This is a genomic window from Actinocorallia aurantiaca (genome assembly GCF_039533685.1).
In the GTDB taxonomy this organism is placed as follows: domain Bacteria; phylum Actinomycetota; class Actinomycetes; order Streptosporangiales; family Streptosporangiaceae; genus Actinocorallia; species Actinocorallia aurantiaca.
Genome location: NZ_BAAATZ010000042.1, coordinates 1 through 21,912, shown reverse-complemented (window position 1 = coordinate 21,912; position 21,912 = coordinate 1). Strand labels below are relative to the sequence as shown.

The 21,912-nt window shown below is 71.7% G+C and carries 14 protein-coding genes; 4 read left to right on the top strand and 10 right to left on the bottom strand.

Going from position 1 to position 21,912, the window contains the following annotated elements:
* Window positions 1-84 precede the first annotated feature (84 nt).
* Genes ABD327_RS36670 through ABD327_RS36660 form a run of 3 tightly spaced genes read right to left on the bottom strand, consistent with a single transcriptional unit; the run spans window position 85 to window position 2,752 of the window.
* Window positions 85-1,212, bottom strand: a complete 1,128-nt coding sequence (locus ABD327_RS36670) for a bifunctional RNase H/acid phosphatase (RefSeq protein WP_344458207.1) — start codon at window positions 1,210-1,212, stop codon at window positions 85-87.
* Window positions 1,209-1,952 (bottom strand): zinc ribbon domain-containing protein, encoded by a 744-nt coding sequence (locus tag ABD327_RS36665; RefSeq protein ID WP_344458204.1) that lies wholly within the window; start codon window positions 1,950-1,952, stop codon window positions 1,209-1,211. Before ABD327_RS36665 ends, ABD327_RS36670 begins: the two co-directional genes overlap by 4 nt.
* The gene (locus tag ABD327_RS36660; protein ID WP_344458202.1) at window positions 1,949-2,752 is read right to left on the bottom strand and encodes a Nif3-like dinuclear metal center hexameric protein; all 804 of its coding nucleotides are present in this window, start codon (window positions 2,750-2,752) and stop codon (window positions 1,949-1,951) included. Before ABD327_RS36660 ends, ABD327_RS36665 begins: the two co-directional genes overlap by 4 nt.
* A 141-nt stretch (window positions 2,753-2,893) precedes the next feature.
* On the opposite strand from ABD327_RS36660, the gene ABD327_RS36655 reads away from it, so the two are divergent.
* Complete coding sequence (locus ABD327_RS36655; protein WP_344458199.1) at window positions 2,894-3,310, top strand: DUF6191 domain-containing protein; 417 nt, start codon at window positions 2,894-2,896, stop codon at window positions 3,308-3,310.
* Window positions 3,311-3,312: 2 nt separating this feature from the next.
* Here the strand turns inward: ABD327_RS36655 and ABD327_RS36650 are convergent, their stop codons facing one another.
* The gene (locus ABD327_RS36650) at window positions 3,313-4,350 is read right to left on the bottom strand and encodes an alpha/beta hydrolase (RefSeq protein ID WP_344458197.1); all 1,038 of its coding nucleotides are present in this window, start codon (window positions 4,348-4,350) and stop codon (window positions 3,313-3,315) included.
* A gap of 356 nt (window positions 4,351-4,706) precedes the next feature.
* Here ABD327_RS36650 and ABD327_RS36645 point away from each other — a divergent pair, with 356 nt between their 5' ends.
* Complete coding sequence (locus ABD327_RS36645; protein ID WP_344458195.1) at window positions 4,707-6,332, top strand: RelA/SpoT family protein; 1,626 nt, start codon at window positions 4,707-4,709, stop codon at window positions 6,330-6,332.
* Here the strand turns inward: ABD327_RS36645 and ABD327_RS36640 are convergent.
* From ABD327_RS36640 to hrpA, 6 genes are all read right to left on the bottom strand, one after another.
* Complete coding sequence (locus ABD327_RS36640; RefSeq protein ID WP_344458193.1) at window positions 6,299-8,623, bottom strand: GMC oxidoreductase; 2,325 nt, start codon at window positions 8,621-8,623, stop codon at window positions 6,299-6,301. The two genes, ABD327_RS36645 and ABD327_RS36640, sit on opposite strands and share 34 nt — an antisense overlap.
* A 13-nt stretch (window positions 8,624-8,636) precedes the next feature.
* Entirely contained in the window at window positions 8,637-9,551 is a 915-nt protein-coding gene (locus ABD327_RS36635; protein WP_344458191.1) for an alpha/beta fold hydrolase, read from the bottom strand.
* A 110-nt stretch (window positions 9,552-9,661) separates the two neighbouring features.
* Window positions 9,662-10,750: an alpha/beta hydrolase family protein gene (locus tag ABD327_RS36630; RefSeq protein ID WP_344458189.1), complete on the bottom strand. Its 1,089-nt coding sequence runs from the start codon at window positions 10,748-10,750 to the stop codon at window positions 9,662-9,664.
* 112 nt (window positions 10,751-10,862) lie between these two features.
* The gene (locus ABD327_RS36625; RefSeq protein WP_344458187.1) at window positions 10,863-13,796 is read right to left on the bottom strand and encodes a helix-turn-helix transcriptional regulator; all 2,934 of its coding nucleotides are present in this window, start codon (window positions 13,794-13,796) and stop codon (window positions 10,863-10,865) included.
* Window positions 13,797-13,924: 128 nt separating this feature from the next.
* Window positions 13,925-15,496, bottom strand: coding sequence for an ankyrin repeat domain-containing protein (locus tag ABD327_RS36620; RefSeq protein ID WP_344458185.1), 1,572 nt, complete (start codon window positions 15,494-15,496; stop codon window positions 13,925-13,927).
* A gap of 7 nt (window positions 15,497-15,503) precedes the next feature.
* Window positions 15,504-19,415, bottom strand: a complete 3,912-nt coding sequence (hrpA, locus tag ABD327_RS36615; protein WP_344458183.1) for an ATP-dependent RNA helicase HrpA — start codon at window positions 19,413-19,415, stop codon at window positions 15,504-15,506.
* Window positions 19,416-19,542: 127 nt separating this feature from the next.
* On the opposite strand from hrpA, the gene ABD327_RS36610 reads away from it, so the two are divergent.
* A complete protein-coding gene (locus ABD327_RS36610) occupies window positions 19,543-20,040 on the top strand; it encodes a CAP domain-containing protein (RefSeq protein ID WP_344458181.1) in 498 nt (165 codons plus the stop codon).
* Between the two features lie 204 nt (window positions 20,041-20,244).
* A complete protein-coding gene (locus ABD327_RS36605; protein ID WP_344458179.1) occupies window positions 20,245-21,882 on the top strand; it encodes a carbohydrate-binding protein in 1,638 nt (545 codons plus the stop codon).
* Window positions 21,883-21,912: the final 30 nt, after the last annotated feature.

Genomic DNA, 21,912 nt, shown 5'->3' with positions numbered 1-21,912 from the left:
TAAAGAACAGCGGACCTCATGTCAATGATTCTTTACATCACTGGCCGCGAGAAGACCCGGACGCCGTGCGTCCGGGCCGGAGGATCAGGGCAGGTAGTGGGTCTCGTTGAAGGAGCGGACCACGCCCGGGCCGTCGGCGTACCAGTCGACGGTGCACAGGGAGGCGGTGTCCAGGTGGAGGCGGTAGAGGGTGGTGGTGGGGGCCTCCAGGGCCTGCTGGACCATGATCTTGATGGGGGTGACGTGCGAGACGACCAGGACGGTCTTCTCGCGGTGGCGGACCAGGAGCTTGTCGCGGGCCGTGGCGACGCGCTGCGCCACGGAGGCGAAGCTCTCGCCGCCCGGAGGAGCGCACGACGGGTCGGCCAGCCAGGCGGAGAGCTCCTCGGGCCAGCGGGATCTCGCCTCGGCGAACGACAGGCCCTCCCAGGCGCCGAAGTCGGTCTCGCGGAAGCCCTCGTCGGTGCGGACCTCGGCGCCGATGACGTCCGCGACGGCGCGGGCGGTGTCCTGCGCGCGGCGGAGGGGCGAGGACACGATCACGTCGACGCCGCGGTCGGCCAGTGCCTTGGCGGCGGCCGCCGCCTGGACGTGGCCGTGATCGGTCAGGGGCGTGTCGCCGACGCCGGCGAACCGCTTCTCGATCGACAGCGGGGTCTGGCCGTGGCGGAGCAGCAGGGTGCGGGTGGGGATGGTGGACGGCGGGACCCAGGCCTTGGCCTTGGCCGCCTCCGGGGACGGCGCCTGGGTCTTGGGGGACATCTCCGCGACCTCCCCCGAGGGCGCCCACTGCTCGCCGCGGGCGGCGGCGTCCATGGCCTCGTTGGCCAGGCGGTCGGCGTGGGAGTTGCGGGCGCGCGGGATCCACTTGTAGGCGACGGACGTGAATCCCGAGGCGATGTCGCGCGCCTCCAGCGCCAGGGGCTTCATGTCGGGGTGCTTGATCTGCCAGCGCCCCGACATCTGCTCCACGACGAGCTTGGAGTCCATCCGGGCCTCGACCCTGGCCTCGGGGTCGAGCTCGCGGGCGGCTCGCAGGCCCGCGATGAGGCCGCGGTACTCGGCGACGTTGTTGGTGGCCCGGCCGATGGACTCGGCCACCTCGGCCAGCACCTCGCCGGTGAGGGCGTCGCGGACGACGGCGCCGTAGCCGGCGGGGCCCGGGTTGCCCCGGGATCCCCCGTCGGCCTCGATGGCCAGCCTGCGGCTCACAGCCCCGACTCGGCGGTGCGGACGAGGATGCGGCGGCACTCCTCGCAGCGGACGATGTCGTCGGGGGCCGCGGCCCTGATCCGGTTCAGGTCGGAGGTGTTCAGCGCGAGCCGGCACCCCTGGCACTGGCCGCGGGTCAGGGGGGCGGCGCCGACCCCGCCGAACTGGTCGCGCAGCTTCTCGTACAGTGCCAGCAGGTCGGCGGGGATGTCGGCGGCGACCCCGGTGCGGGCGGAGCGGGTCAGCTCGATCTGACCGTCGATCTCCCGCTCGGCCCCGGCCTTGCGGGCCTTGACCTCCTCGAGGGCGGCGTCGAGCTCGGCCTGTTCGGCGCGGAGCGCGGTGACCCGACCCCCGGCCTCCTCACGGCGCTCCATGATCTCCAGGACGACCTCCTCGAGGTCGCCCTGCCTGCGCTGCAGCGAGGCGAGCTCGGACTGCAGGCTCGCCAGGTCCTTGGCGGAGGTGACCATTCCGGAGTCGAGGCGCTTGGAGTCGCGTTCGGCGCGGACGCGGACCTGGTCGACGTCCTGCTCGGCCTTGGCCTGCTCCCGGTCGAGGTCGCTGACGTCGGTCTCCGCGGTGACGAGGCGGTCGCGCAGTTCTCCGGTCCTCTCCTGCAGGGCCGCCAGTTCGGCGAGCTCCGGCAGGTGGCGTCTGCGGTGGGCCAGGCGGTCCAGACTCGAGTCCAGTTCCTGCAGGTCGAGCAGACGCTGCTGGTCTTTGGGTGCGGCTTTCACTGAACTCCTTCAACGGCATGGGTCCACGCGTCGGTGACCAGCGTGGAGATCCTGGTCTTCACATTCGGACTGAGCAGGGCGGCCAGGTCGGCCAGCCAGGGCCACTCCGTGGCCCAGTGCGCGGCGTCGACCAGCGCCATCGGGCTCTTCTCCAGCGACTCCGAGGCCGGATGGTGGCGCAGGTCCGCGGTGAGGTAGACGTCGGCGCCCGCGGCGCGGGCCGTCTCGATCAGGGAGTCGCCGGCTCCCCCGCACACGGCGACCGTCCGGACGGGCCGTGCGGGGTCTCCGGCGGCCCGGACGCCCCAGGCCGTCCGGGGCAGCCCGGCGGCGATCCGCGCGGTGAACTCCCGCAGCGGGATCGTGTGCTCCAGCTCGCCGATCCGGCCCAGCCCCCGGCGGGGGTCGTCGGCGGACGGGCTGAGCGGGCGCAGCGGCCCGGCCAGGCCCACGGCGCGGGCCAGCGCGTCCGACACGCCCGGGTCGGCGACGTCGGCGTTGGTGTGCGCGGTGTAGAGCGCGCATCCCCCCGTGATCAGCCGGTGGACCGACCTTCCCTTGGGTGTGGTGGCGGGCACCCCGTGGACCGGCCGCAGCAGCAGCGGATGGTGGGTGACCAGCAGTTGCGCGCCCTCGGACAGGGCCTCGTCGATCACCGCGGCCGTCGGGTCGACGGCGAGCAGCACCGAGGTGATCTCGGCGTCGGGATCACCGCAGACCAGTCCCACCGCATCCCAGGACTCCGCCCAGGACGGGTCGAATCGGTCCTCGATCACCTGGATGAGTTCGGAGAGACGCACGTCCCGCAGGTTATCGTGGTTTGGCACCGGTCTTCCTGGATCCGGCTCCGGCGACTCCGGCCCGCGGCTATCGTGCCCGGACCGGCGTAATCCGGCCGGGCCGGCGGGATCAAACCCGGGCATGGAATCGTTGGAGAGTTCGTGAAGTCACCGTTCCGCCGCCGCAAGCGGTCGAAGAAGGCCGACGAGCAGGCCCAGAAGGCCAAGCTCGAAGCCAAGATGGCCGTGCCCGATTGGGCCCAGGAGGGCACCGGGGGCGGGGGTCTGATGAGCGCGCTCCGCGGCGACGGCGAGGCCGGCGCCGGTTTCGGCGCCGGGATCTTCGAAGATCTGCACGCCGCGTTCAGCGGCGCGAAGAAGATCCAGTTGCAGGAGCAGGAGGCCGAGAAGCTGCGCCGGGTGGACGACCACCAGCAGGCGGGCACCGGCGGCAACCGTCCCGACCTGGATTCGGGCCGCATCCGGATCCGCGCTGCCAAGCGGCCGGAGCAGCCCGCCGAGGAGCCCGGTGAACCCGGGCCCCAGGACGACGACGGATCCGCTCCGGCCGACCGCTGAGCTCAGGACCGGGAGAGCTGCCTCTCCCGCTGGGGGCGGGCCGCGCGCAGCCCGTGCCTGACGGATCCCTCGGCGAGCCAGGCGTCCAGCCTGGCCCAGGTGGTGGTCCGCGCCTTCCTGCCGGTCAGGACGCCCAGGTGCCCGCCGGGCGCGGTGGCGAACCGCACGTCGGGTGAGCCGGGCAGCAGCCGGGTGAGCGGGTGCACCGACCTCCAGGGGGCCAGCCCGTCGTCGCGTCCGGCGATCACCAGCACCGGCGCCTTCACTTCTGACAGGGACACCCGGCGGTCGCCGACCCGGGCCTCCCCGCAGGCGAGTTCGTCCTCGCGGAAGAAGCGGTCGTAGGCCTGCGCGACGGTCCTTCCGGGAGAGGCGAGCATTTCTTCGGTGAACGCGTCCACCGCCTCGATCTGCGCCAGGAAGTCCGCGTCGTCGAGGTTGGCGAGCATCATCACCGGACGCGTCAGATATCGATCAATTTCCGATATCTTATATTCATTCCCGGCCCGTGGTCGAGGAATTCCCCCGAAAGCCGAGAGCAGCCCGGACTCCCCTCCCCCGGCGAACCCTCCGGCGAGCCGGGCGAGGCCGCTCAGGCTCCCGCCGGGGCGCACGGCGTCGAAGTCGACCGGTGCGGCGATCGAGGTGATGGAGGCGACGGGCAGCGCGGGGCGGGCGGCCGCGGCGAGGACGGAGAGGATCCCTCCCAGGCACCAGCCGACGAGTTGCACGGGCTGGCCGTCCACGTCCTCGGCGACGCGGGCGACGGCCTGCGGCAGCACCTCGTCCACCCAGGTCTCCAGGTCCGGGTCGCGGCCCCGGCGGTCGGCCTCCCCGTAGTCCAGGAGGTAGGTCCGGCGTCCGGTGGAGACCAGGTGCTCGGCCAGGCTGCAGCCGCGCCGCAGGTCGAAGGCGGTGGCCGCGGAGGCCGCCGGCGGCGGCACCAGCAGCACCGGTGGACCCGTCGGGATCACCTTTCCCGGGGTCCGGTACCGGTAGAGCGAGCGGTGGGGCCCCTGATCGATCAGTTCGGACGGCATTGGGCGCAGATCGGCCAGCCTGCCTCGAAGTATTTTCCGAGTCGCATTCGAAGCGGCGTCGCGGACGTTCCGGGGGGAGAGCAGCATCATCATTTCATTCACGCCCCATCACGAGACGATTGCAAGGGCCGGACCCGGTCACTGGGCAACTGTGATGAACCATACTCACATCTGCGATTGTGCTAAATATCACCAGATCATGTCCAAAGCGTTAAATCAGCCTCCCCTTACGCAGAGTCACCGCCCTTTCGAGCCCCACCCCTCACCGGAACTTCCGCCACCCCCTATCGCCTGCACGAACGCCGACGCATAATGTCACTCACGGAAAGTAACCATTCACGTGTCAGGCGGTCACGATGGCACTCACAGGGTCGGACGCGTCCTCCAGTCGAGCCGTCTCCCCCCGAGCCGCCTCAGGCCGGTGGCGGACGCTCCTGCGCCCGCCCACCCGACCGCCGTCCTCCCTCGCGCCCCGCGAACAGGCCGCCGCGGAACCGCTGATCGCCGCGTTCCGCGCCGCCGAGCCCGGGGCCTCCGCCGCCGACCTGACCGAACTCCGCCGGGCCTACACCGTGGCCGAGCGCATGCACCGGGGGCAGCTCCGCAGGTCCGGCGCCCCCTACGTCACCCACCCGCTGGCCGTCGCGATGATCCTCGCCCAGCTCGGCGTGGACCGCGCCTGCCTGGTCGCGGCCCTGCTGCACGACACCGTCGAGGACACCCCCTACACCCTCGGCGAGGTGCGCGCCGACTTCGGCGACGAGGTGGCGCTGATCGTCGACGGGGTGACCAAACTCGACGGCGAGCGCTGGAGCAAGGAGCAGGCCGAGGCCGAGACCTTCCGCAAGATGGTGCTGGCCGCCGCGGCGGACCTGCGGGTGCTGGTCGTCAAGCTGGCCGACCGGCTGCACAACCTGCGCACCCTCGGCTTCCAGCCGCCCCACAAGCGCGAGCGCATCGCCCGCGCCACGCTGGAGCTGCTCGTCCCGTTCGCCGAGCGCCTCGGCATCCACGCCCTCGAACGCGACATGGACGACCTGGCGTTCGCCGCCCTCGATCCCGGCGCCCACGCCGCCACGGAGCACGCGGTCCGCCGTGAACTGGCCGGGGCGGGGCCGGTGCTCGGCCCGGCCGCCGCGCTGCTGCGGGCCGCCCTCGCCGGGCATCGGGTCCGCGCGGAGGTCCGGATACGGCCCCGCCACCTCCACAGCGTGCACAGGAGCCGGGAGGGAAATCTGAGGGGCCTGCGCCCCAGCGACGTGACGAGGATGCTGGTCCTGGTCGAGGGCCCGCCGGAGGACTGCTACATCGCCCTGGGCGCGGTGCACTCGGCGCTGCACCCCGTCGCCGGCCGGGTCAAGGACCACATCGCGATGCCCCGTTTCAACCTTTATCGTTCCCTTCACACCGTCGTCATCGGCCCGGAGGGCGACTTCCTGGACGTCATCGTCCGCACCCGGGAGATGCACGAGGTCGCCGAGCACGGGATCGTGGCCCACGCCCGGCAGGCCAGGAGGGGCGGGACCGCCGAGGCCGTCGCGGAACGGCTGGACCTCGTCTGGCTGGCCCGCCTGCTGGCCTGGCAGTCCGGCGCCCCCTCCGCGGAGTTCCTGGAGGGCCTGCGCTCCGACCTGGCGGGCGGGAACATCGCCTGCTTCACACCCCGGGGCATGACCGTCTCGCTGCCCCGCCGGGCCACCGCGCTCGACTACGCCTACGCGCTGGGCCCCGAACTGGGCGCGCGCAGCATCGGCGCCCTGATCAACGGGCGGCTGGCGCCCCTGTCCGCCGAGATCAGGGTCGGCAACGTGGTGGAGATCCTCACCGACCCGGAGGCCGCGCCCAGCCCCGACTGGCTCGGCTTCGTCCGCACCCCGCAGGCCCGTGTGCACATCCAGCGCCACCTGGACGGCCCGCACGGCGGCGGGCCGTCCGTCCGGAACGCGGATCAGGACACGGGCTGGCAGTCGTCCGGACCGTAGACGTCCCACAGCTCGCCAAGGAAGAACCGCCCGAACCGGTGCAGCGCGGTCAGGCCGTCGGGCCCCTCCGTGCGGAAGGTGGTGAGCTGCTCGAGGAATTCGGCCAGTCTGATGTGCAGGGTGCCCGAACCCAGCGCGGGCCCTTCCGCCTCGTCCTCCTCCGGGTGTCCGGCGTGGATCCGGTAGTACAGCGTCGTCGTGTCCGACCAGACGTGGGTGGGCGACCCCTCGCAGAGGTGCTTCCAGCCGACGAGCGTGCGGGGCTCGCCGCGCACGTCGGTGAAGTGCAGCCGGTAGCGCATCTCCTTGCGGCCGCTCCCGTCGTCGTCCGGCACGAACAGGTGGAACCGGCCCCGCTCGACCCTGCGGCGCCCGCCTCCGCCGGGCCAGTCGATCCAGCCCTCCGCCACGGCCCGCCGCTCCGGTTCGGCCAGGAACCGGTCCACGTCGTCGATCGTGATGGTGAGCCGGAACGCCAGCCGCTCCCCCTGCTCGCCGGCGAAGGGGTCGGACGCCCCCGCGACGTACCGGCCCCGCATCTCCTCGGTGAACGACAGCGAGGTGCCGTCCTCGGCACGCCCGCCGCCGTCCACCGCCCCTTCCGTCGGGGCGGATCCTCCGGCCGCCCCGGCCCCCGGGTCCAGGTCCCCGTGGATCATCTGCCTGCACATTCTCTCGGAGAGCGCCGCGATGGTCAGCGCGGGGTTCGCGCCGACCGGGCCGGGCAGCGCCGCGCCGTCGGCGACGTACAGGCCGGGCAGTCCGAAGACCTCGCCGAACCCGTCGCAGACGCCCTCTCCCGGATGCCTTCCCATGGGGGCGCCGCCGAGCGGGTGGACGCTGATGACGCGTTCGCGCAACCACAGGGGGTTGTCCTCGTAGTCGGCGTCGAGGACGTCGGCGATGCGCTGCATGGTGGTGCGCAGCCGGTCGAAGTAGGCGCGGCTGGTCCTGACCGTCCAGTCGGCGGTGAGCCGGCCCTCGCCGTCCAGGGCGAGCACCCCGTCGGGGATGTCGCGGCCCATGCCCAGCAGCGGCAGCGTGCCGACCGAGCGGGAGCCTCCGGTGAGCTCCGCCAGTTCGGCCGACAGGTTCGTGTCAGACGAACCGGAAAGGAACTGGAGGAACCGCTCCCAGAGGAACTCCGCGGCCCTGCTGACGCTTCCGGGAACGTCCAGGCCCCGGAGCGTCCAGTCGACGAACGCCGGATATCCGCCGTCCTCGATGTAGCCGCCGCGGCCCCATCCGCCGTCCAGCTCGTCGGGAAGGCGGATCGCGCTGGTGATGACGGGCGCCCCGCCGGGGTCGAGGGGGCGCAGCCTGTCCCGGTCCTTGGTGTTGAACAGGAACGTCAGCAGGTCGCCGTTGCCGGAGAAGCGGGTGCCCAGCGCGCGGCTCATGCCCGGCAGCCGCGAGCCCAGCAGGATCCGGGCCGTCCCGTACGTCCCGGCGGCCATGACCAGCTTGGCGCAGCCGATGCTCCCCGCCTCCCGGCGGCCCGTCTCCGGGTCGTGCCGGACGTAGTCGACCAGGTAGCCCCCGCCGTCCCGGAGCCTGACGCCCTTGACCTCCGTCAGCGTCCGCAGGTCCGCCCCCCGGTGGGCCGCGGCCGACAGATACGTGTGGTCCATGCTGTTCTTGGACCCGTCGTTGCAGCCGATGTCGCACTCCCCGCACAGCCTGCACGTGGTGCGCAGCACGCCGTGCAGGTTGGGGTACGGCGGTTCCGCGAGCGGCTCGCGCGGCCTCGGCACGGCCCCTGTGTGCGTGCCGAAGCTGATGGCGAGCGGCGGACGGAACCATTCGAGCCCCAGCTGCGCCGCCGCGTCCTGCAGCGCCTGCGTCTTGCCGGTCCGCGAGTACGGCTCGTGCTCGGTCGGGTAGGGCCGGACGCCGATCATCCGCTCGGCGGCCTCGTAGTGCGGTTCGAGGTCCGCCCTGGTCACCGGCCAGTGCTCGTACCCGCCTTCCGGCAGGGCCTGCTCGTGGACGAACCACTTCTCGTCCTTGCGCAGCATGACGTTGGCGTAGATCAGGGAGCCGCCTCCGAGCCCGGAGGAGACGACCGAGTCGCAGCCCTTGAAGCTCCAGACGTCGAACAGCCCGTAGAGGTTCTCCGACGGATCCCAGAAGGCCTTCCCCACCTCCGCCGGCGACCGGGGGAACTGCCCCGGCGCGTAGGAACGCCCCCGTTCCAGTACGACGGTGGCCAGGCCCGCGTCGGCCAGCCGGTAGGCGGCCACGGAGCCGCCGAATCCGGAGCCGACGATCACCGCGTCCACGTTCTCCATGGTCTCCAACGCCTCAGACGGCTTTCTCGGTCAGGAATCCGACGATGTTCGGGAACACCTCCGCGTGGGCGTTCCGCCCGATGAACGGGTCGGCGTGCCCGTATCCGGGGAGGACCTGCAGTCTGTGACGGCCGGGCGCCACCTGCTCCAGCTCCCGGTAGGTGACGACGTTGGAGTCGGTGAACACCCTGTTCTCCGACCCCGCGAGGAAGAGGATCGGCGTCCGTACGCCGGCGAGGTTCGTCATGGCGTCCGGCAGCCGCGGGTCCTCCTCGTCCCACTTGACGACCCGTTCCGCCGCGGCCATCCGCCGGATGTGCCGCCCGTAGCCACTCCCGCCCGTGTCGCCGGTCCGCATCGGCTTCAAGCCGGACCCGGCCATTCCCATGATCTGCGGGGCGAGCGCGGGACTGAACCGCAGCCGCGCCCGTGCCCTGCGGGACAACCGGGGATGCAGGGAGACGCTGTTGGACACCACTCCGGCCACCTGGTCCACCAGCCCGGCGAAGAGCGCGGTGAGGAAGGTGACCGAGCCGAGGCAGTGGGCGATCACGTGGATCCTGCGGTCGCCCACCGCCTCGCGCAGGCAGGCCAGTGCCGCCGGATGGTCGTAGGCCGCCACGTCGTCGAGCGTGAAGCGGTGGCCTTCGGTGTTGTAGGGCAGCCGACCGCTCATCCGGTGGTCCAGCGCCCACACGTCGGTGAACCCGCTGTCCAGCAGGTGGGACACCAGGTTGGCGTGGCCGGGCCTGGTGAACATCTCCCGCGAGCCGGCGAGGCCGTGGACGAGCAGCACCACGTCCCCGCAGTCCGCGCGGTGAAAGCGGGTCAGGCTGAGCCCCAGGCCGTCGGTGGTGGCGAACAGGCGCTCGGAGACCGTCACGTCCGCCACTCCTTCGAAGGCGGCTCGCCGGGTTCCCGTTGCCATTCGATCTCCTCTCCACGTCCCTGGAACACTCCCGCATCCGGCCGGGACGGGCATCGTGGTCACCACTGATTCCGACCCGTAGGTGCCGTGGGTCACCCGTAGGTGACGGATCAGTGCGTGTTCCTGCGCAGGTGCCGCAGGATGTGCGGGAACACGTCCACGTGCACGTTCTTGCCGATGAACGGATCCACGTGGCCGTAGCCGGGCAGGATGACGAGCTCGTGCAGGCCGGGGCTCGCCTTGTCCAGCTCCCGGTGGCAGACGATGTTGGAGTCCTCGAAGACGCGGTTGTGGTCCCCCGTCAGGAACAGCATCGGCGTCGAGATCTTGGCGGCCGCCTCCAGGTAGTCCGGCGGCAGCTCGGAGTGCTCGCGGTCGTGGGTGACGGCGCGGCCGGCCTCGACCATCCTGTGCATGTGCCGGTAGTAGTTCAGGCCGGTGGCGCCGAAGAGGTCGGCGACCCTGCGGTGGGTCGCCGGGTCGAGGTTCTCGTGCCGCCACAGCCCCGGCCTGCCCGAACCCCACATGAAACTGATCATGTGGCAGGCCCGCTCGCCGCACTCGGGATGGAACAGCGACACCAGCCGGGAGAACGCGCCGCCCCTGGTCAGCGGGGAGGCCTCGCCGTAGCGGGAGTCCAGGACCGACAGGCCCCAGACGTACTCGGTCAGCCCGACGCCGAACCGCAGCTTGAACCGGGACCAGCCGGGCACCTTCGTCACCAGCGCGACGCTGTTGGAGGTGAAGCTGGCGATGTCCCCGGTGAGCCCGGCGGCCATGCTCATCGAGAACGAGACCGCGCCCAGGCACTGCGCCACGACGTGGACGCGCTTGCCCTCCCCCACCCTGCGGCGGAGTTCGGCGAGCCCCGCCGGGTGGTCGTACAGCGCGATGTCGTCCAGCGTGTGCCGGTTGGTCTCGGTGCCGTAGGGCAGGCGGTTGCTCATCCGGAAGTCCAGCGACCACACGTCGGTGAACCCGTTGTCCAGCAGGTAGGACACCAGGTTGGTGTGCTCGGGCATGATGAACATGTCGGTGGAGGCCGGGAGCCCGTGCAGCAGCAGCACCACGTCGTCGCAGTCCGCGCGGTGGAACCGGGAGAGCTTGAGGCCGAGGCCGTCACCGGTGGTCACCGGGTACTCGGTGACCTCGGCGTCGGGCACGCCCTCGGTGGTGAACCTGGCGATACGTCCGCCCATGCGGCAGTCCCCTTTCTCGTGGCCTCTTCTGCGAGGTGGATCGCGCTCCGACTATCGGGGAGGCGCTCCAGGCCGGGCATCGGGGTGAACCCCGATCTTCGTCCCGTCTCTCCTACGAGTCCGCTGACGCCTTTCCGGTTCCGGGCCCGCCGTCCCCTTCGTCCTCCCGCAGGCCGCCGAGCTCGTGGATCGCGGCCACGACTCCCACCCGGGAGGCGACTCCGAGCTTGGTGAAGATGTTGGACAGGTGTGTCTCCACCGTGCGGACGCTGATGACGAGGCGGTCGGCGATCTGCTGGTTGCTCAGGTCCTCGGCGACCAGCCCGGCCACCTCCCGCTCCCTGCGGGACAGCCGGGACGGCCCGCCGCCCCTGCCGCCCGGCGCGGGCACCCGCTCCCCTGCCCTGCGCTGCTCCCGCACGGTCAGCGCGAGCATGCCGTGCGCGCCCGCCGCGCCGAGGATCTCGGCGGCCACCGCGAGCTGCTCGCGGGCCCAGGTGCGGTCCCCCGCGTCCAGGGCCGCCCCACCGGCGACCAGCCTCGCCCTTCCCTCGTCCAGCCGCTGGCCGGAGGAGCCCAGCAGCGAGGCCGCCTCGACCGCCAGCTTCGCCGCCGCGGCCGGATCGCCGGGCTTCAGCGCGTGGGCGCGGGCCAGCGCGGCCATCCCGCGGTTGCCGTCGAGCTGGGGGTGGACCTGTTCCTCGGCGCGCTCGGCCCACAGCGCCGCGTCTTCGGCCCTGCCGCGCATCGCCTCCGCCGCCGCCATCGTCTCGGCGCACCGCAGGAGGCTGGCCTGGTCGAGGAGGGCGAACTCGCTACCGCTCCACAGGTCCTGGGCGTCGCGCAGCGCCTCCTCCAGCCGTCCGCAGCCCACCTGCGCCATGATGTGCACGAACCTGGCCTGCACCCGGGGCCACTCCCGCTCCACCCCGCCCGCGTTCCTGGCCTCCGCGGCCAGCCGCAGCGCCTGCTCGCTCTCACCCGACCAGCAGGTGACCAGGCTCTGCTGGGCCAGCGCGACGACCTTGGCGTGCCCGGAGTGCAGCAGCCGGGCGATCTCGGCGGACTCCTCGGCTGCCAGCGCGGCCTCGGCGAGCCTTCCGCGCACCGCCAGGGTGCGGGCCAGCCCGGCCAGCAGGTTGGTGACGATGAAGCTCTGCCCGGTGGCGCGGGTGATGGCCACGGCCCGCTCGAACCTGTCCTGGGCGTGCTCGGGCCGGCCCAGCCACAGCTCCGCCCAGCACAGCCAGGCGACGGTGTCCATCCACTCCAGGAGGTCGGCGTCCTGCACGCCGTCCATCAGCTCCGTCGCCGCCTCCAGCAGGGACAGCGCCTCGTCGATCTCCTCCGCGATGTAGGCGGCCATGGGGCGCAGCGCCGCGATCCCGGTGGTCATGCCGGGATTGTCGCGGCGGCGCTGCTCGGTGGTCTCCGGCATGAAGTCCAGGACGGCCCGCGCGGCGCGGCGGTCGCCGCGCATCAGGCTCTCGGCGACCAGCCGCATCCGCAGCGGCACCGCGGTGGCGGCCTGGGGGTCCGGCAGCTCCCGCAGCTCGGCCAGCAGCAGCGCCCTGCCCTGGGAGGAGCGGTCCAGCAGCCGTTCGACCAGGGCGCAGAAGCGGGCGGCGAACGCCCTGCGCGCGTAGTCGTTGCGCGGCAGCAGCCGCAGCACCTCCTGCGCGCTCTCCCTGCCCTCGACCAGATGGCCGCTGACGGTCTGGGCGCGGGCCAGTTCCAGCAGCAGGTCGGCCCGGGACGCCCCGCCCGGCGCGGTGTCCCCGGGGATGAGCCGCAGCGCGGTGCCCAGCCACTGGGCGGCGGCCGCCGGGGCGCGGACCGCCTCCGTACGCGCCGCCTCGATCAGGGTGGTGATCGCGGACTCGTCGCCGAGCCCCGCCGCCCGCTCCACGTGGTGGACGCGGATCGTGGCGGGCGCGCCCACCGCGCTCAGATGGGAGGCCACCCGCGCGTGCGCGCCCAGCCGCCAGCCGGCCGCGGCCGAACCGTAGGCGGCGCTGCGCACCAGCGGGTGGCGGAACCGGAACCTGCCGTGCCCCGAGCCGCGGACGACGTCGCGCTGGACGAGCTCGTCCAGCGCCCGCAGCGCGGTGGCGCGGTCCACTCCGGCCGCGGCGGCGGCCAGCAGGGCGTCGAACTCGTCGGCGGCGACCGCCCCGCCCTGCGCCACCCGCCTGGCCTCGTCCGTCAGCCTGCCGAGCTCGGCCTGCAGGGCGGCGCCGACCAGCGGCGGCAGATCGTCGTGCGGGTGCTCGCCGTCGGTGGGCAGCGTCTCCATCCGGGCCAGGGCGTCGAGGTAGAAGGGGTTGCCGCCGCTCATCTCGTGCAGCCTGGCTCGCCGTTCGACGTCGACCCCGTCGCCGAGGAACTCCGCGACCTCCTCCGCGGTGAAGGGCGTCACCTGCACCCGGCGCACCCCAGCGCCCGAGACCAGCGCCGACATCCTGGGCGACAGCTGCGCCGGGCGGTAGGCCAGCGCGATGACGAACCGGGCCCGCGGCGGATGCCGGATGAGGTGGTCGAGCAGCTCCACCGAGGCGTCGTCGGCCCAGTGGATGTCGTCGACGACCAGCACCAGGCCCGCGTCCCCGGCCAGCTCCCCCAGCAGCTGCCTGACCGCGCGGTAGAGCCGGTAGCGGGCGCTCGCGCCGCTGCCCAGCGCGGGACCCTCCGGGACGATCTCCTCCAGCGCGGGGAACACCGAGGCCAGCTGCCGCAGGACGGGCTCGCCCAGCCGCGACGGCAGGTCGTCCCGGGTCTCGAGATGGTCGTCCAAGGCGTCGATCATCGCCCCGAACGGCATGTCCTCCTCGAACTCCGCGGCCCGGCCGGTGAGGGCCAGGTAGCCGGCGTCCCGCGCCGAGTCCACCAGCTCGGCCAGCAGCCGCGTCTTGCCGGCGCCGGGCTCGCCGACCATGGCCACGCAGGCGAACCCGTCGTTGTCGAGGGAGGTCGAGATCTCGCGCAGGGCGTCACGGCGACCGATGAGCCGGGCAGCGTCACGTCGGCCGTCCGCGTGACCGCCCATGCCGCACCTCGAAAGATCAACAAGCCCTGGAAGTACGATAACGCGCTCCCACGCCTATGTAACGGCATGTCCAGTAACGGTATATGTAGCGCGTGACACAGTTCCGGGACGAAGATCTTCCCGATTCATCAGCCCGAGGTGGAGCGCAGGGCCTCCTGCCACTCCGAGTGCAGCCCGTGTGACTCCGCGAGGGGGCGGCAGGCCAGGACGTCCCGGCGCAGCACCGGGTCCTTGAGCCGGATGACGGACTCCAGCGCCACGTCCAGGGGGTAGTTCTCCAGCGTGGGGTCGGTGAGGAGGCGACGGATGCCGATGACGGCGCGCCGGTCCCCCCGTTCGGCCAGGCCCCGCACCGCCTCGGCGATCACGACCGGGGACGGGTCGTTCAGACGGCCCGCCAGCGCGTCGCGCAGGGCCCCGGTGTCGGCGTCCATGAGGCCCAGCGACATCGTCGCCCAGTCCCGGACGTACTCGTGCTCGTCGCCGGTGAGCCGGATCAGCTCGCCGACGTCCATCGGATGCTCCGGCGGCAGCACCTTCACCAGCGCCCGCGCCACCGTGTTGCGGACCCGCTCGTCGGGGTGGCGCGAGTGCCTGAGCAGCTCCGGCAGCGCGGCGGCGTCCCCGTGGTCGCTGAGCGCCCGCACCAGCGAGCGCAGCAGGACCGGGTCGTCCTCCTCGCGCGCCATGCGGCGCAGCCTCGGCAGGGTGCGCACGTGCGGGCTCAACCGGGCCAGGGCGTCCACGCCCAGCGTGCGGTGCAGCGGATCGGGGTGCTCGGCGAGGTCGACGATCTCCCGCACGCCGTCCTCGTCGTCCCGTTCGGCCAGCGTCCGGACCGTCTCCTCCCAGGCGGGGCGCTCGGTGACGTGGAGGCGGACGTCGGCGGCGGTGGGGCGCAGGTAGCGGAACTCCATGGCCCGCGCCACCAGCTCCTCGACCGGCGTGGGGATGCCCAGCGTCCGCTCCAGGAGGGTGGCGATCGCGCCGTGCCCCGTCTGCAGCTCGCTCTTCGTGGCGGCGAACTCGCCGCCCCGGCCGGCCCGCGCGGTGATCAGCTCGGTGCCGTCGTCCTCCTCCCGCCGGGTGACCACGATCTCGTGGCCGGGCTCGGCGTAGACCTCCTTCTTCTGGGCGCGCAGTTCGGCCTCGATGTCCACCCCGGCCCAGCGCAGGGCCGCCTCCAGGGCCGTCTCGCCCTCCTCGGTGGCGCCCACGGGGTCGGCTCCGTGGCTCAGCAGCACCCGGACGATGCCGACCGCGCCCCGCCCGGCGGCCAGGTAGAGCGGAGGGGTGCGAACCTCGAGATCGGGATCCGCTCCGGCTTCCAGCAGCCGGACGACGGTGCCGAGGTGCCCCTCGGAGGCCGCCCATTCCAGCGCCGTCCAGCCCCGGGGCTCCGTCCTGTCCACGTCGGCTCCGCCTTCCAGCAACGCGGCGATCGTCTCCTCGTGTCCCCAGCAGGCGGCGCCGCACAGGGGCAGGCCGTCGCTGTCTCCCAGGCTGGATCGGTCAGGATCGGCGCCCGCGGCCAGCAGCGCCCGGACCACGTCGGTCTGGCCCGCCACCGACGCCGCGTACAGGGCGGTGGTGCCCTCCGCGTCGGGGCCGTCGACCTCCGCGCCCTCGGCGAGGAGGGCGTTCACCCGGTCGAGCTTGCCCGCCCGGGCCGCCTCCACCAGCGACAGCTCCCCCGACATGCCTGACTCATATCCGGCGGCGCCCCTCGGTAATCGCCTTCCTGATCCTTTTGTCGGAAACGGGATATCGCGTCCCCACGGACTGGGCGAACAGGCTCACCCGGTACTCCTCGATCATCCAGCGGACCTCGGCGGGACGGCCGGCGCCCTCCCACTCCTGGCGGACCGAGGCGACCTGCGCCATGAGCTGCCGGTCCCGGTTGGGGTTCTCCGGCAGCCGGTCCAGCCGGTACTCGACGGCCCGCAGGTAGCGCAGGACGTCCGGCATCCGGGCGAACCCCGTCTCCGTCACGAAACCGGGGTGGACCAGCTCGTCCACCTGGGCCCGGACGTCGGTGAGGGAGGGGACGAGCACCAGGCTTCCGGTGCTCTTCAGCTTGCGCTGGATCACCTGGTAGGCGGCGAGGACCCGTTCGGTCCAGCCGAGGAGCTGCGCGGCGGTGTCGGCGAGATCCGCCCGGACGGCGTCATAGAGCCGCTGGTAGGACTCCCGGTCCCAGGCGGGGCCGCCGTGGTCGGCCATGAGCTTGTCCGCGGCGGCCTCGGTGATGTCGGTGAACAGCTTCTGGACGCTGCCGTGCGGGCTGTTCGCGAGGGTGAGCTTGGCCTGGTTGCTCAGCCCGCTCTGCAGCGACTTCACCGGCGAGGGGGCGTTGAGGAGGATCATGCGCCGGACGCCGAGCCACATCGCGCGGCGCTGCTCCTCCTCGGTGCCGAACGTCCGGATCGCCACATTGTCGCCCTGGTCGACCAGGGCGGGATAGGCCTTGAGCCTGCCCTGCTCGTGCAGCCTGGGCAGCACCTCGAAGTCCCAGCCGGTCAGGCCCTGGCGCTCGATGCCGGTGGACGCGGCCAGGGTCGCCCGCTGCTTGGGGGCCAGCCTGCGCTTGAGCTCGGCGAGGTCCTTGCCCTCGGCCAGCTTTTTGCGGCGTTTGTCGATCCGGCCCGGACGACCGGAGCGAGGCGAGGATCGGCCGGGCCGGCCCTCGGGGGCCTGGGGGTCGTCCCCCTGAACGATCCGGAAGGTCATCCGCAGGTGGTCGGGGATATCGCCGGGCTGCCAGGCCTCGCGCGGCACCGCGACGCCGGTGAGCGTCCGCAGCTCCTCCTCGAGCCGGTCCAGGAGGGGCCCCTCACCGGGACGGACGCGCTCCAGCACCCGGCGGGCGAAGTCGGGCGCGGGCACGAAGTTCACCCGCAGCCGCTTGGGCAGCGACCGGATCAGCGCGGTGACCAGATCGTGGCGCAGGCCGGGGACCATCCAGTCGAAGCCGGCCTCCTCCACCTGGTTGAGGACGTGCAGCGGGATGTGGACGGTGACGCCGTCCGCGTCCGCGCCGGGCTCGAACTGGTAGGTGAGCTCGAAGACGAGGTCGCCCTGCCGCCAGGCGTCCGGGTAGTCCTCCTCCGTCACCTCCTTGGCGCTCTCGTGGACCAGCATGGACTTCTCGAAGTTCAGCAGGTCCGGCTCGGCGCGCTGCGCCTTCTTCCACCAGGCGTCGAAGTGCGCCCCCGAGACGACGTCCTCGGGCAGGCGCTGGTCGTAGAAGTCGACGAGGGTCTCGTCGTCCACCACGATGTCGCGCCGCCGGGCCCGCTCCTCCAGCTCGCCGACCTCCTCCAGGAGCCGGCGGTTGGCGTGGAAGAACTTGTGGTGGGTCTGCCAGTCGCCCTCCACCAGGGCATGCCGGATGAAGAGGTCGCGGCACATCACGGGGTCGATCCGCCCGTAGTTGACCTTGCGGTCGGTGACGATCGGCACGCCGTAGAGGGTGACCTTCTCCAGCGCCATGACCGCTGCCTGGTCCTTCTCCCAGTGCGGCTCGCTGTAGTTGCGCTTCACCAGGTGCTGGGCCAGCGGCTCGACCCAGTCCGGCTCGATCTTGGCGTTGACCCTGGCCCACAGCCGGGACGTCTCCACCAGCTCCGCCGACATCAGCCAGCGCGGGTTCTTCTTGAACAGGCCGGAGCCGGGAAAGATCGCGAACTTGGCGTTGCGGGCGCCGACGTACTCGCGCTTCTCGGCGTCGAACAGGCCGATGTGGGAGAGCAGGCCGCTCAGCAGCGAGACATGGATCTTGTACGGGTCGCCCGGAGTCGTGTTGACGGTGACGCCGAGGTCGCGGCAGACCTGCTTGAGCTGGCCCACCAGGTCCTGCCACTCGCGGATGCGCAGGTAGTGCAGGAACTCGTTCTTCATCGTGCGGCGGAACTGGCTTCCCGACAGCTCCCGCTGGCGCTCTCGCACGTGGTTCCACAGGTTGAGGAAGGCCATGAAGTCGCTCGTCGGGTCCTTGAACCTAGCGTGCTTCTCGTCGCTGGCCTGCTGCTTGTCCGACGGGCGCTCACGCGGGTCCTGGATCGACAGGGCGGCCGCGATGACCATGACCTCGTTGACGCAGCCGTTCTTGTCCGCCTCGAGGATCATCCGGCCCATGCGCGGGTCCACGGGGAGGCGGGCCAGCTTGCGGCCTATCTCGGTGAGCTTCTGCTCCTTGTCGAAGGCGTTCAGCTCGTGCAGGAGGTCGACGCCGTCCTTGATGTTGCGGCGGTCCGGCGGGTCGATGAACGGGAACTTCGCGACGTCGCCCAGGCCGAGGCTGGTCATCTGCAGGATGACCGACGCCAGGTTCGTGCGCAGGATCTCCGGGTCGGTGAACTCCGGCCGGGTGAGGAAGTCGTCCTCCTCGTACAGGCGGATGCAGATGCCGTCGGAGGTGCGGCCGCAACGGCCCTTGCGCTGGTTGGCGCTGGCCTGCGAGACCGCCTCGATCGGCAGGCGCTGCACCTTCAGGCGGCTGCTGTAGCGGGAGATGCGGGCCGTGCCGGGATCGATCACGTACTTGATGCCGGGGACGGTGAGGGACGTCTCGGCGACGTTGGTGGCCAGGACGATCCGGCGGCCCCGGTGGGGCTGGAAGACCTTGTGCTGCTCGGCCGTGGAGAGCCTGGCGTACAGCGGCACGACCTCGGTGTTGCGGTACTGCTTCTTGGCCAGCGCGTCGGCGGCGTCGCGGATCTCCCGTTCGCCCGAGAGGAAGACGAGGATGTCGCCGGGCGGCTCCAGGCTGAGCTCGTCCACGGCGTCGCAGATCGCCGCGTACAGGTCCGTCTGGTCGTCCGTGTCCTCGTTCGGCGGGCGGTAGCGCACCTCCACCGGGTAGGTGCGGCCGGAGACCTCGATGATCGGGGCGTCGCCGAAGTGCCGGGAGAAGCGTTCGGGGTCGATGGTCGCCGAGGTGATGATCACCTTGAGGTCGGGGCGGCGGGGCAGGATCTGCCTGAGGTAGCCCAGGAGGAAGTCGATGTTGAGGCTGCGCTCGTGCGCCTCGTCGATGATCAGCGTGTCGTAGGCCTCCAGCAGGCGGTCGTGCTGGAGCTCGGCCAGCAGGATGCCGTCGGTCATCAGCCGTACGAGGGTGTCGTCGCTGGAGTGGTCGGCGAAGCGGACCTTGTAGCCGACGGTCGTGCCGAAGGGGGTGTCGAGCTCCTCGGCGATGCGCTCGGCGACGGTGCGGGCCGCCAGCCGGCGCGGCTGGGTGTGGCCGATCAGCCCCTTGACCCCCCGGCCCAGCTCCAGGCAGATCTTGGGCAGCTGGGTGGTCTTGCCCGAACCGGTCTCGCCCGCGACGATCACCACCTGGTGGTCGCGGATCGCCTCGAGGATCGCGTCCTTGCGCTGGCTGACCGGGAGCTGCTCGGGATAGCTGACCGGAGGGACGGACGCGGCCCGGTTCGCGACCCTGAGCTCGGCCTGCTCCACCTGGCGGAGCAGGTCACGCTGGACCTTCTCGCGGCGGGCCGTGTCGCGGATCTTGCGCGTGCCCTCCCAGCGGCGGCCCAGGCGGGAGCTGTCGCGCAACGTCAGGCCGTCCAGGCGTCGGCGCAGGTCGGCGTGCTGAACAGGAGGGGAACTCACAACCGCCAAGGATAAGCGCCGCTCAGGGGGGCGACGCAAAGCAATATCTACGGGGATTGGCTCAAAGGTGGTGAACCATCACATAGGTCACACTAGTATGTGACCACTTCGTTACCTTGGAGATGGTATGACCCCCAAGTACCTGCTTGTCCCCGCCCTCGCGCTGACCCTGGCCACCGGGCTCGGCGCCTCCCCCGCCTCCGCCGCTCCCGCCCCGGGCTCCCCCGCCGCCGAGAGGGCGGCCGTCCCGGCCATGACGAAGGCCGAGAAGAAGGTCCTCGCCCTCACCAACGCCGCCCGCAAGAAGAACGGCTGCAAGCCGCTGAAGGGCAACAAGAGGCTCGCCCTCTCCGCCCGCCGCCATTCCAAGGACATGGCGGTGAACAAGTACTTCTCGCACACGTCCAAGGACGGCTCCTCGCCGTGGGACCGAATCAGGCGGGCCGGCTACAAGGGATCCCCCGCCGCTGAGAACATCGCCTACGGCTACCCCAGCGCCAACGCGGTCGTGAAGGGCTGGATGAACAGCCCGGGCCACCGCGCGAACATCCTCAACTGCAAGATCAAGTCGCTGGGCGTCGGCAAGTACAAGAGCTACTGGACCCAGAACTTCGGCTGGTCCTGAGCCTCGATCCGAATGACGGCCCCTGACTTATGTCAGGGGCCGTCATGCTTCTGTTGATTTCGGATGGCACCGAATTCACGGACTTTACTTTCGGGTGTTTTGTCCGCGTGTCGCCCACGGGCGGCGGGGCATGATGGGCGCGACTCACAAGAACTCCTGGTTCCTGTGCGACCCTCTGCCGACAACGCCCCTGGAGAGCCGCCCGTGAAAGGAATCATCACCTTCTTCACAGACCGGGACCGCTACCACTACATGATCGCCCTGGGTCTGGTCTTCGGGCTGCTCGCCGGGGTGCTGGGCGTCTGGGGGGCCCTCTCCCGGGACGACGGGATCCTCCGGCTGAAGTTCCGGACGGTGGCGGCGCCCGACGACGGGTGGAAGGTCCTCTTCGAGGACGGCTTCGACGGCGACGAGAACGCCGCCCCGGCCGACCACTGGCTGCCGGACCTCGGCCACAACACCGTCTCGCCGCTCGGCGGGCAGGGGCCGGCGAACTTCGGCACCAACGAGATCGCCCGGATGACCGACGACCGCGCCAACGTCTCCCTCGACGGCGAGGGCAACCTGGCCATCGCGCCGCGGCGGAGCGAGGCCGGCGAGTGGACGTCCGCGCGGATCAACAGCGAGCAGGTGTTCAAGACCCCCGACGGCGGGCAGGTCGCCTTCGAGGCCAAGATCCAGATGCCGCAGGTGACGGAAGAGAAGGCCTTCGGGTACTGGCCCGCGTTCTGGCTCCTCAACCAGGAGCAGCGGCTGCACCCCGAGAACGAGAACTGGCCGTCCGGCGGCGAGATCGACATCGTCGAGACCGTGAACGGCGTCAACCTCGCGCACACGACGCTGCACTGCGGCGTCAAGGGAGGCGGCAGCGAGGGCGGCCCCTGCAACGAGCGCAGCGGCCGCGGCACCTCCACCGAGTGCGCGCCCGTGTCCTGCCAGGACGGCCCGCACGTCTACCGGCTGGAGTTCGACCGCCGCACCGACGCCGAGGAACTCCGCTGGTACCTCGACGGCAAGCTCGTCCACAAGCTGGGCCGTGACGAGGCTCCCGACGGCGCCGACGGCGACCAGTGGCGCCAGGCCTGGGACAACCTGAACGGCGGCGAGGGCTTCTTCGTCATCCTCAACATCGCCATGGGCGGCGACATGCCGCGCGGCAACGGCGGCGACGTCTCCCCCGCCACCGAACCGGGCCACCCCATGCTCGTCGACTACGTGAAGGTGATGGCCCGCGGCGCCGGCGCCCCCGAAGGGGACGTCGCCACCGAGACCGCCGACGAGGACGAGCCGACCTCGTCCCCGACCGCCTCCCCGACGGCTTCTCCGTCGGTCTCTTCGTCCGCCTCCCCGTCGGTCCCGCCATCGGCGGAGCCTTCGGAGGAGCCCACGAAGTCGCCCAGCGCCTCGCCGTCCGCCTCGGACGAGTCCAAGGCCCCCTGGACACCCGTCCTCGTCCAGGCCGAGAGCTACTCGGAGCAGTCCGGCGTCCGCACCGACCTCGCCGACGACATAGGCGACACCGAGTACATCGGCTGGGTCGCCAACGGTGACTGGGTCCGCTACGACAAGGTCGACTTCGGCCCCGAGGGCCCCAAGAAGCTCATAGCCCGCGTCGCCTCCGACGGCGGCAAGGCCAAGGGCCGGATCGAGATCCGTCTCGACTCCCCCGACGCCGCCCCTCTCGCCACCGCCCCCGTCTCCGACACCGGCGGCTGGCAGGACTGGAAGGACGTCACCGCCGCCCTGCCCTCCACCTCCGGCCTCCACACCGTCTACCTGAAGTTCGTCTCACCCCAGCCGAAGGAGTTCCTGAACGTCAACTGGTTCATCCTCCTCCCCTGACCCGAACGGGCGGGGGGGGGCCCAGGGGGG

Excerpts from the sequence above, each read along its gene's own strand:
- ABD327_RS36630 (WP_344458189.1), bottom strand. The coding sequence starts at position 10,750 with ATGGGCGGACGTATCGCCAGGTTCACCACCGAGGGCGTGCCCGACGCC.
- ABD327_RS36625 (WP_344458187.1), bottom strand. The coding sequence starts at position 13,796 with ATGGGCGGTCACGCGGACGGCCGACGTGACGCTGCCCGGCTCATCGGT.
- ABD327_RS36635 (WP_344458191.1), bottom strand. The coding sequence starts at position 9,551 with ATGGCAACGGGAACCCGGCGAGCCGCCTTCGAAGGAGTGGCGGACGTG.
- ABD327_RS36620 (WP_344458185.1), bottom strand. The coding sequence starts at position 15,496 with ATGTCGGGGGAGCTGTCGCTGGTGGAGGCGGCCCGGGCGGGCAAGCTC.
- ABD327_RS36650 (WP_344458197.1), bottom strand. The coding sequence starts at position 4,350 with ATGCCGTCCGAACTGATCGATCAGGGGCCCCACCGCTCGCTCTACCGG.
- ABD327_RS36645 (WP_344458195.1), top strand. The coding sequence starts at position 4,707 with ATGGCACTCACAGGGTCGGACGCGTCCTCCAGTCGAGCCGTCTCCCCC.
- ABD327_RS36610 (WP_344458181.1), top strand. The coding sequence starts at position 19,543 with ATGACCCCCAAGTACCTGCTTGTCCCCGCCCTCGCGCTGACCCTGGCC.
- ABD327_RS36640 (WP_344458193.1), bottom strand. The coding sequence starts at position 8,623 with ATGGAGAACGTGGACGCGGTGATCGTCGGCTCCGGATTCGGCGGCTCC.